The organism is Streptomyces barringtoniae (genome assembly GCF_020819595.1).
GTDB classification, from domain to species: domain Bacteria; phylum Actinomycetota; class Actinomycetes; order Streptomycetales; family Streptomycetaceae; genus Streptomyces; species Streptomyces barringtoniae.
On sequence record NZ_JAJHNP010000003.1, the window covers coordinates 37,655 to 53,619 of the forward strand.

A 15,965-nucleotide genomic window follows, 5' to 3' on the forward strand; every position below is an offset into this window, starting at 1 on the left:
GGTGCGGTGCCCGTCCCGGAACGAGGAGGTCGTGCTCGTAACGGATCCTGCAGATCACCCGCAGTGATCAGGATCCCGATCGTCGGTGGCGCTCGCAGCGGGCTCAGCTGTCCGTCGGCACGGCACAAGGTGGCGCCGGGAGCAGCCATGGACACGGGCCATCTGGCGAAGGGCTTGGTCGAGGGCCAGTTCCAGAAGTGCAGGTGGGGTGAGAGCGCCACTTCCGTCCGGTGGGATGAGCCAGTGCAGTGTCCCCCACCGGCAGTGCGGGGCGGGGGCCGCGATCCAGCCGCCCTTCGAGACATACCTCAGGCTGTGACCGGCCCACCGGGCAGTGGGGTCGGGCGGCAGGAGGAATCCCACGCGGCGACCTCGACTGTCGTGCAGAACCGGCCCCCGTTCAGTCACCGACATGGTGTTGAGTAGTTCGGCGGTGTACAGGCCCAGGGGCTCCGGAACGGTCAGGACATCCCACAGGCGCCCGGTGGCCAAGAGGTGGACCCCGGTCAACCCGTGTATCCATTCGTCGCGGCACGCGCGCGAGTCTTTTGCTGCGGCGGCCAGCCACTCCAACGCTCTCTGCCACTGTGACAGTGTCATTGCCAACCCCTAACCCAGGCGGACCATGCACGAGTTGGCGGGGCAGCCGAAACACCCCGCCTCCTCGGTGCTCCGCACTGTCAAGATGCGATCACGAGCTGGGCACCCTGAGACAAGGTGCGCCCCTCTCCTCGTGCATCCCGACCGCGGATGAGCGACTCGTGACCCAGTCCATCCCAATGCCCCACGCCGCTGCCATGCATCGGATGTGCTGTTCGCCGGATGGAGCGAGCGCAGGCGCGCCCGGGGGCGAACGCCAAACAGGACACGCCCCCATGGCGCCGCATCACCACCCCCTCTCCTCCGCCACTGGCTAGGGGTGTGGGGCACCGCCGGAAGCCATCGAATGCCCTCTCCCCCACTACTCGGTCCGTGGCGCAGACGGCGACGTGGCTGTCTGGCCCGGCGCTCCCATGACGGGTGACCCACCTCCACGCGCGGGCAGCAGCGAGGCGATCGGTGTCCGCGCGGGCCGGGCCGAAGCCAGGGTTCACGGGATGCGTCTCTTTCCGAATGGCGTCATGGTGGGTAGTCCGTCCGGCCGATGGCCTCGGAACCGGTGGCCGGGTCACGACTCACGCTTTCTCTTCTCGCGCTCACCGGCCTGCGGTGAACTCCTATACCTGCGCGACCAGTTCGTAGCGCGGCCGGGCGACGACGACCGAGGAGTCAGGGGTGCGCGCCGCGAGCCGGTCGACCTCGCTTTCCAGACGCCCAGAGGAGCCGTCGCCCGAGAGCCGTTGGCACGCACGTACCGGGCGAAGATCTCCAGTCCCTCGAGGAACGCCAGTCATCCCGCGTTCGCCACGCACAGCCCGGCGCACACCCCGCCTGCACGCCCCCTGTCGCTGCCTCGCGACCGCCCCGCCGACCCACTCCACCGGCACGGCCCGGCAGGGCGGTGGCCTCACGCCTGCGGCTCGCCGAGGCGCACGTTCGAAACGGGGACGCAGCAACGCATCCATTCAACGAGAACTGGGCCCGTCGCCACGGGGGAGAGCGACGGGCCCGGCCGGCCCCCACGCTGCCACACTGCCCGCCGACGCACACGCAATTCGTGGAAAGCGTGCGCCTGACCAGCGTGCAGTGGTGGGTGAGGCGCGCTGCGATGAGTTTCCATGCAGAGGCGAGTCCTCTTGGACGGATGCGCTTGACACGGGTGGCAGCGGGACGCCGCCCAAGCCCCGAATCGCGGGGGCGTTCCCGACCAAGCCCCATGACGAGCAAGGAGACCCCGGTGTGAGCGACGTCGTAGTCCACAAGATCGTTCGACCTGAGCGCACGACATCGGGCTCATGGCTGGAGGTGATCGCCTCGAACCTCGACTACCACCGGGCAACCTTCCTGTGGAAGTGCGAGGGCCTCTCGGAGGCACAACTGCGGCAACGGCCCGTGCGAACCTCGGGGTTGACCCTGCTGGGGCTCATGCGCCATCTGCAGGGGGTCGAGCGTCACTGGTTCCAGCGGACGCTGGCGGGCACACCCCCTCGATTCTTCCCTTACAGGACGTACGTCACCGCTGCCGGTGACGAGTGGTACGACGAATTGGACCCCACACCGGCCAGGGACGTCTACGAGGACTACGTGGAGGCGTGCGAGGAGTCGCGGCAGGTGTTCGCGCGGGTCACCGACGACACTGCGCGCATCGTGTCGAGTTCGGAGTTCGGTGCCACCGATGTGCGGTTCGTCCTTGAGCACGTGATCGAGGAGTACGCCCGCCACATCGGGCACGCGGATCTCGTCCGCGAAGCCATCGACGGCGCCACGGGCGAATAGCCCGCCCTCCCTGCCGGAGGTCTCTCCGGGTCAGCACAGCGCGGGTTCCCTGGCCACGACCACCCGACCACAGCCGTCGGCGGGCGCGGCTGATCGTCAGTCATACAGGCGGGCTGCGGTGTTGAGGTACAGCAGCGGAGGAGAGAAGGGCCAGCGCAGGAGGTGTCTTCTTCCAAGGTGGCCGTTGCCGCTTCAGGTGCTGTCCCATGCAGGCACATGCCGATGTGCCGTACGAGTGAATCCAGCCGTCCGTTGAGTGGCGGCCGGCGTGCCAGCGGGAAGGCCGATCTGCATACCGGACAAGCCACGGGCAGGGAGCGCCCCTATGCCGAAGTTCCTCATCCACGCCACCTACACCCCCGAGGGGACGAAGGGCTTGCTCAAGGAAGGCGCAAGTGGCCGCCGCGCCGCCGTCGACCAGGTCGTCGCCAGCCTCGGCGGGACGGTCGAGGCCATGTACTTCGCCTTCGGAGAGGACGACCTCGTGTGCATCCTCGACTTCCCCGACCCCGTCTCCATGGCCGCCGTCAGCCTCAGCGTCAAGGCAAGCGGCGCACTCCAGACCCGGGCCACTCCCCTCCTCACTCTCGAGGAGATCGACGAGGCTGCCCGCCGACAGGTCACCTTCCGCCCTCCCGGCGCGTAAGCCAAGATGGCCTGACGGAAGGTCGCGCTATACGCATGCACGATGTGCGGGGAATCAATGGAACTACCCGCCACGTGTCGACACCCTTCCACCGCAGGTGAGTCCCGCAGCTTGAGTCCCGCAGCTACTGAGGTTTTCGGCCTGGGGTGACGGCGAGCCCGCTGGTGAGTGTATCCCGGTGTCATGCGGTCCCGATGGGGGCGGTCTGGCCGCGAAGCAGCGGGCTCAGCGGAAGCACGTCCGCTTCGAAGGTGGGTCTGGCGCAAGACCGCATATGCCTGGAACGCCGGCCGACGGGAGGCCGGCAAGATTCCGCTGCGGTCCAAGGGGCCGACCTCACATGGCTGGGTGGAGGACCAACGGTGGACACCCACCCGCATCACCGCGCTGATCGCGCGGCGTTTCCACGTACGGTTCAGCCCTGCGCAGACCTGACGCATCCTGCGCCGGATGAGCTGGAGCGTGCAGGCCCCACAGTGCCGAGTTCTGGTTGCCGCAAGGCCGAGACGAAGGGCTTCGGGAGAAGGACTTCGCTGCCTTGCTGGACGCGGCCCACCAGCAGCTCGGCGGCCTCCGTCGTGCTGGTGTGGGACAAGTGCACCCATCACGTCGACGCCGCCATTCGCGAGCTGATCGCGGCCCGCTGCTGGATGACGGTGTTCCGCTTCCCCTGCTGCACACCGGACCTCGACCCGGCCGAGGGCGTGTGTGCGCACCGAAAGAACAGCTTGTGCAGCCGGGCTTCGTGCAGGCATCGGTGAGCCGGTCGCACAGTGCCGCACTCGGCTGGAACGGATGCAGTACCAGCCAGGCCTACTGAACGGGTTCATCGGCGAGACCGAACTGATGTCGACCCCACCATGACCTCACCCCGACCCGACAACCTCAGCAACTGGTGCAGTCACCCCGGCGGCCTCCCGCACACCGCCGGCGAGCACCGCGCACGTGAACGCGATCGCAGGGGCCTTCCAGTCCCAGGAGGCGAACGCAATCACTGGTATGACGAACATCGAATGGACTGCGGACACAGCAAACGCCCCCCGCGCCCAACCTCCGCCGATCACCGGCCGACGTACGGTCGCCCAGTGACGCCACCACAATCCGGCAGCCACCGCCGCGATGCCGGCCATCACAGCAGCACCCAGCCGGGCCAGATCGGCATCGGTCACACTGTCAGGGTCGAGTCCGGTCGAGCCGGTCGTGTGCACGCTCAGTGCAACCGCAGTCCATCCGAGGGCCGCCGCACTCAGCAGGGAAGCCAGAACTGCTGGACGCCGCCGACCCCAACTCGTCCCAGGATGCATGGAGTTCGATTTCATGACTCATTCTAGCCAACGCTCGGAACAGGGACGCGATAATGCGTCCTGACAGAGCCTTGGATGGTTGCGGCGCCACGAGTTTCCCCACGTACGGCTGGCTGCGTACGATCTGACAGGCAGTGACCGTGCCGCCGCCGAGCCGGCCGGGCGCGACCACCACACGGTGGCCCGGTACGTGAAGGTGCGGTAGGCGGGTCAGCGCCCTGACCGGCGGCGTCACCGGGCTCGCGCGATCGACGACTACTTGCCGAAGATCGAGGAACTGGTGGTGCGCCAGCAGGGAAAGATCCGTGCGGACGTGGTCCCCAAGCGGATCGTCGCGATGGGCTTCACCAGCGAGGAACGCACCACCCGCCGCAGCGTCGCCGAGGCGAAGGCACCATTGCCACCCACCTCGCCGCCGCCTCCCGAACCCGCGCAGGCAACACCAGCCCCGTCACCATCGCCCCACCTGCCCCGGCTGGACCCACATCGGCACCGCCACCGGCACCGTCACCACCAGCGAAACCCTCCCCCACCACACATGCCCGCCGCCTGACCGTAGCCCGCTCTTTGGACGCGGACGCCGACCAGCCGTTGGAGCAACTGGATCTGCGCGGCCTCCCGCAGACCGTGGCGGCCCGGCGGCAGAGGCAAGGGGTGGCTCGGCGCGGCGTGCGGGCTGGTTTGGAAGCGGCGGGCGGCCTCGTCGAAGGCAATCTGCCGATGTGCCCGACATGGCGGTCGCCTTGCGCGAACACGCGTGGCTGTCTGTTTCTCCCTGTGATGGTGAGGATGCTGTGGAGGACGGGAAACAGGCTTCCGGGCTCCCGGAACCCTCCCTAACCTCCCGGAATCATGGTGACAAAACACGCGCAGCAGCCCCAGCCGGCTGTCGGACATTCCCGCAGACGTTTCCTCACCGCCGCCGGCGGCGCGGTCGGCGCAACCGCGTTACGGCCCGCAGTGCGGGCAGCCGCGGCCACGCCCTCCACCCGGCGCGTCGCCGTCCTCGGCGGCGGCGTCTCCGGGCTCAGCGCCGCCCACGAACTCGCCGAACGCGGCTACGCCGTCACTGTCTACGAGTACTACGACACCCTCGGCGGCAAGGCCCGCTCGATGGACGTCCCCGGCACGGCCGCCGGCGGCCGCAAGCCCCTGCCCGGCGAGCACGGCTTCCGCTTCTTCCCCGGTTTCTACCGGAACCTGCCGGACACGATGCGGCGCATCCCCTTCCCCGGCAACGCCGGCGGCGTCCACGGCAACCTCCGCAACGCCACGGAGGAGTTGTTCGCCCGCGACTCGGGCCGCCCCGACCTGCACTTCCCGCTGCGCCGGATCACGACCCCGCCGGCGCCCGGCGACATCACCGCGTCCTGGATCCGCGACCAGATCCTGTCCGTCCTCGATGTGGGCACCCGTCTACCGGCCGACGAGGCCGCCTACTTCGCCAACCGTCTCCTTGTCCACCTCACCAGTTGCGACGCACGCCGCGAGGGCCAGTGGGAGAAGGTCGCCTGGTGGGACTTCATCCGCGCGGGAGAGATGAGCAGGGAGTACCAGACGCTGCTCGGCATCGGGCAGACCCGCAATCTCGTCGCCACCCGCGCCGAGGTGGCGTCGACCAGGACGGTCGGTCGCGTCATCATCGAGGCCTTGATCCTGTGGGGCCTGCTCGGCCGCGGGATGGACGGCGACGCCGACATCGACCGCGTCCTGAACGCTCCGACCAGCGAGGCCTGGATTGATCCCTGGGAGGCGCATCTGCGCTCGCTGGGCGTCGACTTCGTGACCGGCACGCAGGTATTGGAGGTCGGGTACGAGGGCGGGCGGGTGACCGGCGTCCACGTCGCGGCCCGCGACGGCGGCCACGAGCGTACCGTCACCGCCGACCACTACGTCTCCGCAATGCCCGTCGAACACGCCCGCGTCACCTGGGGCGGGGCCCTACGCGCCGCCGATCCGCAGCTCGGCCGGTGCGACGCGCTGAAGACGGACTGGATGACCGGCGTGATGTTCTACCTGCGCACGCCCACGCCCGTCGTGCACGGCCACATCAACTGCCTCGACTCACCCTGGTCGGTCACGGCCATCGGCCAGGCGCAGTTCTGGGACGTACGGGACTTCTCCCGCGACTACGGCGACGGGCGGGCCCGTGACTGCCTCTCCGCGATCATCTCGGAGTGGGACAAGCCCGGCATCCTGTTCGGCAAGACGGCCAAGGAGTGCACCAGGGACGAGGTCGTCGCCGAGCTGTGGGCGCAGCTGAAGGACGGGCTGAACGACGAGGGCAAGACCACGCTCCGGGACGAGGACCGCCTCGGTTGGTTCATGGACCCGGCGGTGACGGGCCTGGGCGGCCCCGACCCGCACAATCGCGAACAGCTCCTCATCCACCCGACGGGCACGCTCTACCATCGTCCCTCGGCGCGGACGGCGATCCCGAACTTCTTCCTCGCGGGCGACTACGTCCGTACCGACGTCGACCTCGCGACCATGGAAGGCGCCAACGAGTCCGCGCGGCGAGCCGTCAACGCCCTGCTCGACGCGGACCGTTCGGACGCCGAGCGGTGCCATGTGTGGGAGCTGTACCGGCCGCCGGAGATGGAGCCCCTGAAGCGGGTCGACGAGGTGCGCTACAGACTGGGTCTGCCCAATACCTTCGACCTGGGATGAGCCGTAAGGACCGCTGGTCCGGCGAGAGCCGGGGGGATCAAATCAAGCGTGCGGGCCTCCACGCTTCGGTGGGTTCTCTCCCCCCGGCACCCCGCACCCCGCACCCGATATGGCACGAGGAGTGCCGAGCCCGGCTGATCTGCGGGTCGTCTGGGAACTCGCCGTACGCCAGTTGCCGATGACGGCGAGCCGGCTGGAGAGCCGGCGGCCGGCGTCGTTGCCGCGGGATCGGCGGCGGGGGCTCGGGCGTGGCCGGGGGTCGGTGGTGGACGCGGTCGATCCGGTGGTGGAGAGCGCGGCCGAGCTGGTGCGCCGTCTTCGGCAGGCCAGGATGCGTTGTCTGCAGTCGCCGTCCGGATCACCGGGCCGTACCACGGACGGCGAGCCCCGCCCTGGTGCGGGCGCGGACGGTGCTGGTCGGCTTGCGCGGGTTCTACCGCCTGTACGTGCTCTCCGGGCTGCTGCTGCCGGACGCGCCGGCACAGGTCGCGCTGCGGCAACGGAGCGACGACCTCGGCATGTTCCCGACCCTGGACCACGTCATCGCCGTGAACCCCTCCCCCGGGCAGTTTGCCGTCGGCCTGAGAGACCCCCGACGCTGCCCCCTGTCGTCGCCCCCAAGTGCTCCTCCAGCCCCGTCCAAGCTCCCCCGCCTCGTGGCCGCCGGCGTCATCGGCACCACCATCGAGGGGTACGGCAACGGGCGCGCGACAATGAGGCAAAAGCCCAGGCCCCAGCTGCAGAGGAGCATGGGCTCCGCGGACATGAACTTCTGGCGATCACACCCTGGTGTACGCCTTGTCGGGCGACCACGGCCCGGACCAGTACACGGCCCCGGACGGCGACCGTCCGGGCGGTCGCCGGTCAGGGCAGCGTCCAGAACCTGACCGTCACGAGGTAGAAGACGACAGCCCAGAAGGCTATCGCCACCACGACGACACCGAGGCCACGGAGGTTGGCCCTGGCCGGTTCGTCCGGTGATGGCCGCAGCCACCGGCCGAGCAACGGGTTCACGTAGTAGGGCATGGTGAGGAAGCTCATGAGGAAACTCGACAGCAGGTTACCCACGAGCAGGCCGATCCAGAGCCGCAAGTGCAGCGGGGACAGAGCAAGCGTCAGCAGCACGACGGTCGGGTACAGGCCGACCCAGACCGCGAGGGAGGTCCTGGTCTCGGAGGGCGGCGGCGGTGCCTCCTTGCCGTTGCCCTCGAAGGCGAACCAGCTGCCGAACGAGTTGTCGATCGTATGCAGTTTGAAGTCGCTGAACTTCTCGCCCTCGGCCAGGATCTTCTGCCGTTGGGGCGACGTCAGCCAGGCGTCGAGGTGTTCGGCGCTGTCGTAGCGGTACAGCGTGGTCCATTCCTCCTGGAGCCCCTCGATGGGGCGGAAGAGCTCCGTCCCGCGGAACCCCTCGAACTTGCTCTCCTCCTGGACCATGCGGTGCTGCCAGGCGAGGAAGTCGTCGACCTGGTTGGGGTGGACGCGGTGGGTGACCACCACGGTGACCAGCGGATCCAGTGACTGCGTGCCGCTGCTGACCACCTGCTGGGTCGCCGGACCGTCGAAGTACTTGGCGCCGACGTCGAGATACGTCTGCCTGGTCGCGCTGTTGATCCACGCCTGCAGATGCGCCACGGAGTCGAACCGGTACACGACGACCCAGTCGGGTTGCAGCGGTGTCGGCGGTGAGATCTCGGCGCCGAGGAAGCCGGGGTAGTAGGCGGCCGCGGCGTTGAGGCCCTCCTGCCACGCCTCGAACTCGCGCTCCATGCCGGGCAGGACCTTCTGGCCGATGATCGCCGTCGCCGCGGCAGCTATGTTCTTTCCGGTGTTCATGGTGGCTCAACCTGTCGACACCGACTGCTCCGCGGGGAGTCGGCCGTAAATGCGTTCCGGAGTCAGCGGCAGCGCCCGGTAGCGGACGCCCGTGGCGTCGTGCACTGCGTTCGCGAGCGCGGGGGCCACCGGGTTGATACAGCACTCGGCCATCCCCTTGGCCCGCATGGGCCCCACCGAATCCGCCGAGCCCACCAGGAGCACCTCGGTGCGGGGGATGTCGGCGTAGGTGGGGATGCGGTAGTTCCGCAGGTTCGGGTTGACCATGACGCCGCTGTCGTCCAGGTGATGGTTCTCGGTCAGCGCGAAGCCGATTCCCTGGGCGACACCGCCCTCGATCTGTCCCCGGACCTGCGCCGGGTTGATGATCACTCCGGCGTCCGCGGCATGCACGCTGTACAGGATGCGTATCTCACCAGTCACTCGGTGCACGGCGACCCGGAACCCCTGCGTGTTGGAGGTGACGCTCCGGGGCGAGCCGTATGCCTTGCGTGCGGCGGTGAAACGGATTCCACGCGTCCGGGCCAGTGCGACGAGTTCGGCCAGGGACACGCGCCGGTCCCCGCAGATGACACCGTCGTCGTCCATCGTGCACATCACGACATGGACGCCCGTGTGCGCCGCGGCGAATTCCAGGATGCGGTCGCGCACGGCGTTGGCCGCCCGCAGGACCGCGTTGCCCGCCACGAAGAGGCCCGCGCTCGCGAAGGCACCGGTGTCGAATCCCGTGCGGTCGGTGTCGGACTGCACCAGACGGATCCGCGAGGGGGTCGTGCCCAGCTGGTTGGCTGCGATCTGGACATGGGCCGTGGAGGTTCCTTCGCCGAACTCGGGGGTTCCGACGGCCAGTTCGTAGATGAGATCGTCGCCCAGGGTGACCCAGGCTTCGGAGAGGTGTTCCGTCGGGGGCGCGGTCTCGTGCAGGGAACTCGCCACGCCGGCTCCGACGAGCCACTCGGGGCCGGGAGGCGGCAGGTCGGCCGTACGGGCCAGGGCATCGCCCACGAGATCGATGCACTTGGCGAGTCCGTCCTCGGTGAAGATCACGTCGTCGGGGCCGTCGTGCAGGGCGACCAGGGGCTCACCCGGCCGCACGATGTTGCGTCGGCGCAGTTCCAGCGGGTCGGTGTGAAGGGCGCGGGCCAGTTCGTCCATCGCCGACTCCACGGCGAACGCCGGCTGTGTCATCCCGTAACCCCGCAGCGCGCCGCTCGGCACGGTGTTCGTGTAGATGGAGTAGGCGTCGTACTTCTTGTTGGGGCAGCGGTAGATCATGACGGCGGCTCCGCCCGCGTACAGCGTTTCGCCGCCGTGGTTGCCGTAGGCGCCGGTGTTCGACACGTTGCGTACCTGGAAGGCGGTGAGCGTTCCGTCGGCCTTCGCGCCGAGCTTGACCGTCAGGGTCATCGGATGCCGCGGCGAGGCTGTGGTGAACTCCTCCTCACGGGTGTACTCGAGGCAGGTGGGCCGTCCGGTGTCCAGGGTGGCAAGCGCGACCAGGTCCTCAGCGATCACCTCCTGTTTGCCGCCGAATCCGCCGCCGACGCGCTTGCAGAACACCCTCAGCTGGTCCGGGCGCAGCGCGAACAGGTACTCCAGTTTGACCTTGGCGATCGACGGTGACTGCGAACTGGTGCGGACGTTCAGCCGGCCGTCCTCCATCCAGGCGATCGAACCGTGGGTCTCCAGATGTGCGTGCTGTACCCGAGGCGAGACGTACGTGCCTTCGTGGATCACGTCGGCCGCGGCGAATCCCGCGTCGACGTCGCCGATGTGCGAGTGGAGTTCGAGCAGGATGTTGTGGACGGGGTCGCGGACGAACGGATCGTGGGAGCCGTGCAGCTGGGGTGCGCCGTCGGCCATCGCCGCCTCCGGGTCGAACACCGCGGGCAGCACTTCGTACTCGACCGCGAGACGCCGGCAGCCTTCCTCGGCCGCCCCGACCGTGTCGGCCAGGACCGCGGCGACGCGTTGGCCGGCGAAGCGGACCGTGTCGTCGAGGATGTAGGTGTCGTCCGGGTCGACCAGGTGGTCGGTGTGGATCGCCGTGGTGAAGCGTCTGCGGGGTACGTCTTCCCAGGTGTAGACCCGGTGCACGCCGGGCACCGCGAGGGCGGCGCTCTTGTCGATCGAGAGGATCCGGGCGTGCGCGTGGGGCGAGTGCAGCACCTTGAGATGCAACATGCCGTCGATCTGCGTGTCCATGGTGAACTCGGCGTGACCTGTCACCACGTCGTGGCCCGCGGGAGCGCCGACGCTCGTCCCGACGGCCTTGCCCGGTGCTGCCGTCTCCACCGCGCGGACGCCTTTCACGGCGTCCTCGATCGCCCGGTATCCGGTGCAACGGCAGAGGTTGCCCTTCAACGCCCGTGGCAGATCCGCCTTCTGCTCCTCGGTGAAGGTCGCCGACGTCATGATCATCCCTGCGGTGCAGAAACCGCACTGGAACCCCGGCGCGTCCTCGAACTGCCGCTGCATGGGATGGAGGGCGCCGGGCCGTCCGAGGCCCTCGATCGTGGTCACCTCATGGCCGTCCGCGCGGAACGCGGGGGTGATGCAGCTGTGAACCGGTACGCCGTCCAGCCAGACCGTGCAGGCGCCGCAGTCGCCCGCGTCGCACCCCTTCTTGACACCGAAGTGGCCGAGTGCGCGCAGGAAGGTGCGCAGGCACTGGCCGGGGGCTGGTTCCCGGTCGAATGCCTTGCCGTTCACGAGGTAGCTCATGCCAGGTCCCCAGCCGTGAGTTCGCGGCAGATCTCTTCGGCGAAGTGCCGTGTCAGGTGCCGACGGTGGTCGGGGGTCCCATTGGGATCGGCGAACCAGACGTCGGCCGGCACGGCGTCGATGCTCTGCCGCAGGGTTCGAACATCGGGCAGGGAGTCGAAGGCGATGCGGACCGGCCGTGTGGTGCCGGCGGTGATGGTGAGCACCAGGTCACTCGCTCCCAGCCGTTGCGTGCCGACGAGGAACACCGTCGAACGGCCGAGCCGGGTCAGCGTGAAGCGGCGGTGCGCGGTGCGTTTGCGCAGCGCGTACTCCGGAACGGTGATACGCCGGAGGATCTCCCCGGGGGCGAGAACGTTGCGGTGGTCGCCCGTGACGAAATCGAGGGCGTCGACGAAGCGCACGGAGCCGTCGGGCGCCCAGAGTTCGTACTGCGCCTCCAGCGCGACCGTCAACGTGATCATGGGGCCGGCGGGCAAGGACATGCAGATGTTTCCGCCGACGGTCGCCGCGTTCCAGACCTTGAACGAGGACAGGAATGCCTCACAGCTTTTCCGGAAGAGAATTCCGGCGGTCCAGCGCTGCGGCCATGGGAAGGCGTACAGGTCGCGAATGGTGCAGGTGGCGCTGATCTCCAGGCCCTCGTCCGTGGGAACAAGCGGCTCCCAACGCAACGCCGTCAGGTCGATCAGCCGTCGCAGGTCGGGCTGCTCCGCGGAATAGAGCCATGTTCCGCCTGCGAGCCAGGCGTCGCCCTCGTGCCACTCCAGGCCTGGCCGCTCGGACGGTCGCCGGATTACTTCGGTGATGGTGTTCAGGTCCATGAAAACCGACCTACGAGAGAACGGACCCACGGGAAGGCAATGTCCCCTGGCACTGTTGGATTTCCCGCTGACCGAGCAGGTGTCGTCCGCCATGCCGCGCCGTTCGGGGCGGCTGAGCCGCGAGGGACCGGCGGGCACAGACACTTTCGTTACAGCTTATCGCAGCATGCGGATGGCGGCCCGACCGAGGACAGCTGAACGTAGTCGGAATACTCCGTACCGTAACTGTGCTCATCGGCGACCATGTCCCAAGCCAACCCCGCTGCCGCTCCGTCCGTCGTCCCGGCGATGTGGACGGTACGGCCGTCGCGGGACACGGCACCGCCGCCATGGTGGGTCCAGGCACGATCAGGCCGCGATCTACGGTGCCCCACCGCCTCTGATCTGTGCCGTCGAGTGGTACCCGGACCCGCGGTTCTGCCCCCATCTACGGTCAGTGAGTCAGCACTGCACCGGCACCGGCACCGGCGAATACTGCTGAGGGGCACACGAGCAGCCGGCGCCGCGGTGGGTGAGCCCGGCCACCGCCGGAACCCTGGTTCGCGCACCCTCCGGGGCACCTGGACCACCGCCGCAACTGTCACCCTTGGCGATAGGCGCGGTCCCTTGGTCCGACAATTCACGGCTCGCCAATAGCCGCGCACTGCGGGATGTCGCCGATCATCCGTGGGCGGCGCACGCCTCCAGCGAGGCGGCGCTCCACACCACGGCGGACAGGTCCCATACCAGCGAGGCGCAGGTGGACCGGTTCGGCCGGGGAGTCGCACGACCGCCTTGTCGGATGCTGCCCAGTCAGGCGGCTGTACTCGGCCAAATCTCTGGTGATGACTCACAACTGGGCGCGTACAGGACGTAGTTGCCCAGCCGGTCGAGGAGGCCTTGGGCGCACCCCTCGGTGGCGAACGCCGTGGTCGCTGCGGCCTGACCCTTGGAAAGCAGCGCACCGGAGGGTGTCGGGCCCGCCACAACGAATCTGCCGCTATGCGGCGCGTCATCGCGGAGGCGACGCGGGTCCCGCCGATCACTTACCGGCAGGGTCGCCCACAGCGGGGATTTCACCAACTGGTGGTGTACGTAGGTCAGCTGTCGCGTCTTCTCAAGCACAGTAGGCGGTGATCGCGGCCGCTGTGACCGGCTGCTTCCAGAGCTGAAGGTTCCCGCACGGGCCCGGTCAACGAAGGAGAATGCGATGGGGGTTCACGGCGGCCCCACTGCAAAACGTGATTATGCACACGTCAAAAATCGTTTGGCTGCATCTGTACACGTAAATAGGGTGCATCTGTCCAACGAAATCCAGCCCTGACCAAACTGGAGATGCGTTGCCCTTCAAATCGCGCACAACCTTCCGTGCATTGGCGGTGGCTGCCGTCACCCTCGTGCCGCTGTCCTCGGTCTCGCCTGCTGCGCAAGCGAATTCCGTCAAGCCCTCGGTTCTCAAGCCGACTGCGTGCAACGGACAGACCAAGGGACACATCGTCAAGTGGTACGCCCCGCACGTACCGTTCGCCAGAATCCCGCTGCGCTGCGGAACCGCCACCGGCTTCGGCTTCAACAAGATCCACGCGAAGCATTGGGAGCCCTTCGTTGACGAGAACATAGCCAACACCCTCGCCAACCCCACCACCAGCTACCAGCAGGACCCGAACACGCGAGTCTTCCTGCTGAAGGACCTGCCGCCGTGCGACTCGGGCCAGTACCGCGTCGTCGTGTCGTATCTCAGCTACGGCTCGACGGGCATCAAGGGCATCATCACCGCCTACCACGAAGATCACCCGGCCGCCGCCCGACGGTGCTGACCGGACTCGGGGACGGGCACACAGGCTCGTCCCCGCACTAACCTCCTGGATATGACCGCCGCGTCCTTCTCTCCCGCCCGCGCCGCACGGATGACCGCTGACGCGCTGCGCGGGCGCACCGTCGACAGCCCACAGTGCGGCGTTATCCAGGTCGTCGACGTCACAGCAGACGGGCAGAGCTGGCCCATCCGCATCCGGTTCACCGCTCGCGCTGACCGCTGGCCAGTCCACCGCACATGGGAAACCACATTCGAGACGGCCGACGTCACCGACGAAGACGAGCCCTGCACTGGCGAGTTCAGCGACGACCACGCACTGGAACTGGCTGCAAACGCCCTCACCCTGCTCTTGGAGTACCTCGCCACCGGCCCCGGAGGGGGCATCCACGAAATCGACGTCCCCCCAGCCTGAAACAGCCCGGCGACGCCCCGGCCGCTACCCGGCCGGTGGGCTGCCAAGCCCAAGGCCTGCCGATGAGGCACAGCACCACTTCACGTGACACCTTCGGTGGGAAGTGCGGCACACCCGCTCAGAATCAGGCTTCTCAATGGACCGAGGCCCGGACGGCACCGTGCGCACCGTTTCAGCTTCGCCCGCCTCCCCACGATCTCCAGGAGCTGTCCGGGCAATCATGCGACAGAGGCACATGCAGACGGCGGTCTTGCCTCTTTGCTGAGGGATTACAGCGGCGCCAACTCCACCCTGCCTGTGAAACGGCCACCCACTTGATCGGCGAGCCAATGGATTCGGTCGATCTGATCGCCGTTCCGGTTCCGGACGTGCACGTGGATGGTGTGGTCCTGCGACGGCTCGTCCTGGTAGAGGTCCCGGGAATTCACCGTCAGCGTGAGGTACGCGTACTTCTGCGAGATCGACTCCAGTCCCGCTTCGGGAACCGCAGGCCATGCGTTCAGATCCCACCGCACAGCCGCGGGATCCGGCCCCAGAGCGGCGATGAAGGGCTCGGCGCGGTCTAGCGGACGACTCCAGTCGAACACTCGGATCGGCAGGCAGTCCGCAGGGTTGTCGCCGGCCTCCGACGAACCGTGCTCCTTGCCCGCCGACGCCCACCATTCGAGGTCAGGCAGTACGTGACGTACTTGCGCCAGGACATCCGGCGACCTGATCACGGCTTCGAAGTCGACCTCTCCCTGATCGATGTCCGCGACGCCCAGCAAGGTACGCGCCGCACGTATCGCTTCAGGCAGGTCGGTGGTTGTGAGGACAGCAGCCGCAGCAGAGTTGCTCATCCCGGAACCATAAGACGGCACTCACAGAGCGGCCCGAGCGGGTTCTGACCTGCCTCGCATTTGTCAGGACCGGAGCCGTATTGCAAGTGACGCTGCGGTGACGGTGCCGAGGAAGACGTAACCGCGCTCGTCGTACCGCGTGGCCACCGCTCGGGCCGAGCGCGCAGGACGGCACAAGGACCCCGAGCGGGAACCCCGGCACCGCCGATGGGCGACCCACACCCGCCCGCACGGGGTCCGACACCTGTTCGCCGCCTACGACGACTTCTCCCCGCACCTGACCACGAAGAAGGGGACCCAGGTCGGCGACTGGGCCGCGGCCAACAACGTCGAGTTTGCCTACACCCCGACCAACAGCTCCTGACTCAGCCGTATCGAAGCCCAGTTCACCGCCCTGCGCTGCTTCGCCCTCGACGCCACCGACCACGCCGGCCATAAAGAGCAGGGCAGCATGATCCGCCGCTACCTCATCTGGCAGAACCGCCATGCCGACGACCGCCGCCTCCGGGCCGTCGCCAAGGCAAACGCGGACTGATACG

The 15,965-nt window shown here is 68.1% G+C and carries 10 protein-coding genes and 2 pseudogenes; 7 read left to right on the top strand and 5 right to left on the bottom strand.

Translation table 11 applies throughout. The annotated features are described in order from the left end of the window. Positions 1–1,839 precede the first annotated feature (1,839 nt). A complete protein-coding gene (locus tag LMU33_RS04995) occupies positions 1,840–2,376 on the top strand; it encodes a DinB family protein (protein ID WP_228617700.1) in 537 nt (178 codons plus the stop codon). Positions 2,377–2,701: 325 nt separating this feature from the next. Next, positions 2,702–3,022, top strand: a complete 321-nt coding sequence (locus LMU33_RS05000) for a GYD domain-containing protein (protein ID WP_228617702.1) — start codon at positions 2,702–2,704, stop codon at positions 3,020–3,022. An 866-nt stretch (positions 3,023–3,888) separates the two neighbouring features. On the opposite strand, the gene LMU33_RS05005 is transcribed toward LMU33_RS05000, so the two are convergent. Beyond that, on the bottom strand, positions 3,889–4,191 hold the full coding sequence (locus LMU33_RS05005) for a hypothetical protein (RefSeq protein WP_228617704.1): 303 nt from the start codon (positions 4,189–4,191) through the stop codon (positions 3,889–3,891). Positions 4,192–4,405: 214 nt separating this feature from the next. Here LMU33_RS05005 and LMU33_RS05010 point away from each other — a divergent pair. Then, positions 4,406–4,720: pseudogene (locus LMU33_RS05010) on the top strand (IS21 family transposase); the annotation flags it as partial. Positions 4,721–5,178: 458 nt separating this feature from the next. After that, positions 5,179–6,996, top strand: coding sequence for a hydroxysqualene dehydroxylase (locus LMU33_RS05015; protein WP_228617706.1), 1,818 nt, complete (start codon positions 5,179–5,181; stop codon positions 6,994–6,996). A gap of 864 nt (positions 6,997–7,860) precedes the next feature. Here LMU33_RS05015 and LMU33_RS05020 read toward each other — a convergent pair. From LMU33_RS05020 to LMU33_RS05030, 3 genes are read right to left on the bottom strand one after another with little or no spacing between them, the layout of a single operon-like run. Next, positions 7,861–8,832, bottom strand: coding sequence for an antibiotic biosynthesis monooxygenase (locus LMU33_RS05020; protein ID WP_228617708.1), 972 nt, complete (start codon positions 8,830–8,832; stop codon positions 7,861–7,863). Positions 8,833–8,838: 6 nt separating this feature from the next. Beyond that, positions 8,839–11,556 (bottom strand): molybdopterin-dependent oxidoreductase, encoded by a 2,718-nt coding sequence (locus tag LMU33_RS05025; protein ID WP_228617710.1) that lies wholly within the window; start codon positions 11,554–11,556, stop codon positions 8,839–8,841. Continuing rightward, positions 11,553–12,380, bottom strand: a complete 828-nt coding sequence (locus LMU33_RS05030; protein WP_228618337.1) for an FAD binding domain-containing protein — start codon at positions 12,378–12,380, stop codon at positions 11,553–11,555. Before LMU33_RS05030 ends, LMU33_RS05025 begins: the two co-directional genes overlap by 4 nt. 1,319 nt (positions 12,381–13,699) lie before the next feature. On the opposite strand from LMU33_RS05030, the gene LMU33_RS05035 reads away from it, so the two are divergent. Beyond that, positions 13,700–14,176 carry a hypothetical protein gene (locus LMU33_RS05035; protein ID WP_228617712.1) on the top strand — a complete coding sequence of 159 codons (477 nt, stop codon included), beginning with the start codon at positions 13,700–13,702 and terminating at the stop codon, positions 14,174–14,176. A 51-nt stretch (positions 14,177–14,227) separates the two neighbouring features. After that, positions 14,228–14,587 carry a hypothetical protein gene (locus LMU33_RS05040; protein WP_228617714.1) on the top strand — a complete coding sequence of 120 codons (360 nt, stop codon included), beginning with the start codon at positions 14,228–14,230 and terminating at the stop codon, positions 14,585–14,587. Positions 14,588–14,856: 269 nt separating this feature from the next. Here LMU33_RS05040 and LMU33_RS05045 read toward each other — a convergent pair whose 3' ends face one another. Next, positions 14,857–15,426 carry a hypothetical protein gene (locus tag LMU33_RS05045; protein WP_228617716.1) on the bottom strand — a complete coding sequence of 190 codons (570 nt, stop codon included), beginning with the start codon at positions 15,424–15,426 and terminating at the stop codon, positions 14,857–14,859. 154 nt (positions 15,427–15,580) lie between these two features. Here LMU33_RS05045 and LMU33_RS41610 point away from each other — a divergent pair. Continuing rightward, positions 15,581–15,961 (top strand): annotated as a pseudogene (locus tag LMU33_RS41610) (IS630 family transposase); the annotation flags it as partial. Positions 15,962–15,965: the final 4 nt, after the last annotated feature.

Bases quoted from the DNA above. Each gene is read 5' to 3' on its own strand.
- LMU33_RS05000 (WP_228617702.1), top strand. From the start codon at position 2,702: ATGCCGAAGTTCCTCATCCACGCCACCTACACCCCCGAGGGGACGAAG.
- LMU33_RS05015 (WP_228617706.1), top strand. From the start codon at position 5,179: ATGGTGACAAAACACGCGCAGCAGCCCCAGCCGGCTGTCGGACATTCC.
- LMU33_RS05020 (WP_228617708.1), bottom strand. From the start codon at position 8,832: ATGAACACCGGAAAGAACATAGCTGCCGCGGCGACGGCGATCATCGGC.
- LMU33_RS05025 (WP_228617710.1), bottom strand. From the start codon at position 11,556: ATGAGCTACCTCGTGAACGGCAAGGCATTCGACCGGGAACCAGCCCCC.
- LMU33_RS05030 (WP_228618337.1), bottom strand. From the start codon at position 12,380: ATGGACCTGAACACCATCACCGAAGTAATCCGGCGACCGTCCGAGCGG.
- LMU33_RS05040 (WP_228617714.1), top strand. From the start codon at position 14,228: ATGACCGCCGCGTCCTTCTCTCCCGCCCGCGCCGCACGGATGACCGCT.
- LMU33_RS05045 (WP_228617716.1), bottom strand. From the start codon at position 15,426: ATGAGCAACTCTGCTGCGGCTGCTGTCCTCACAACCACCGACCTGCCT.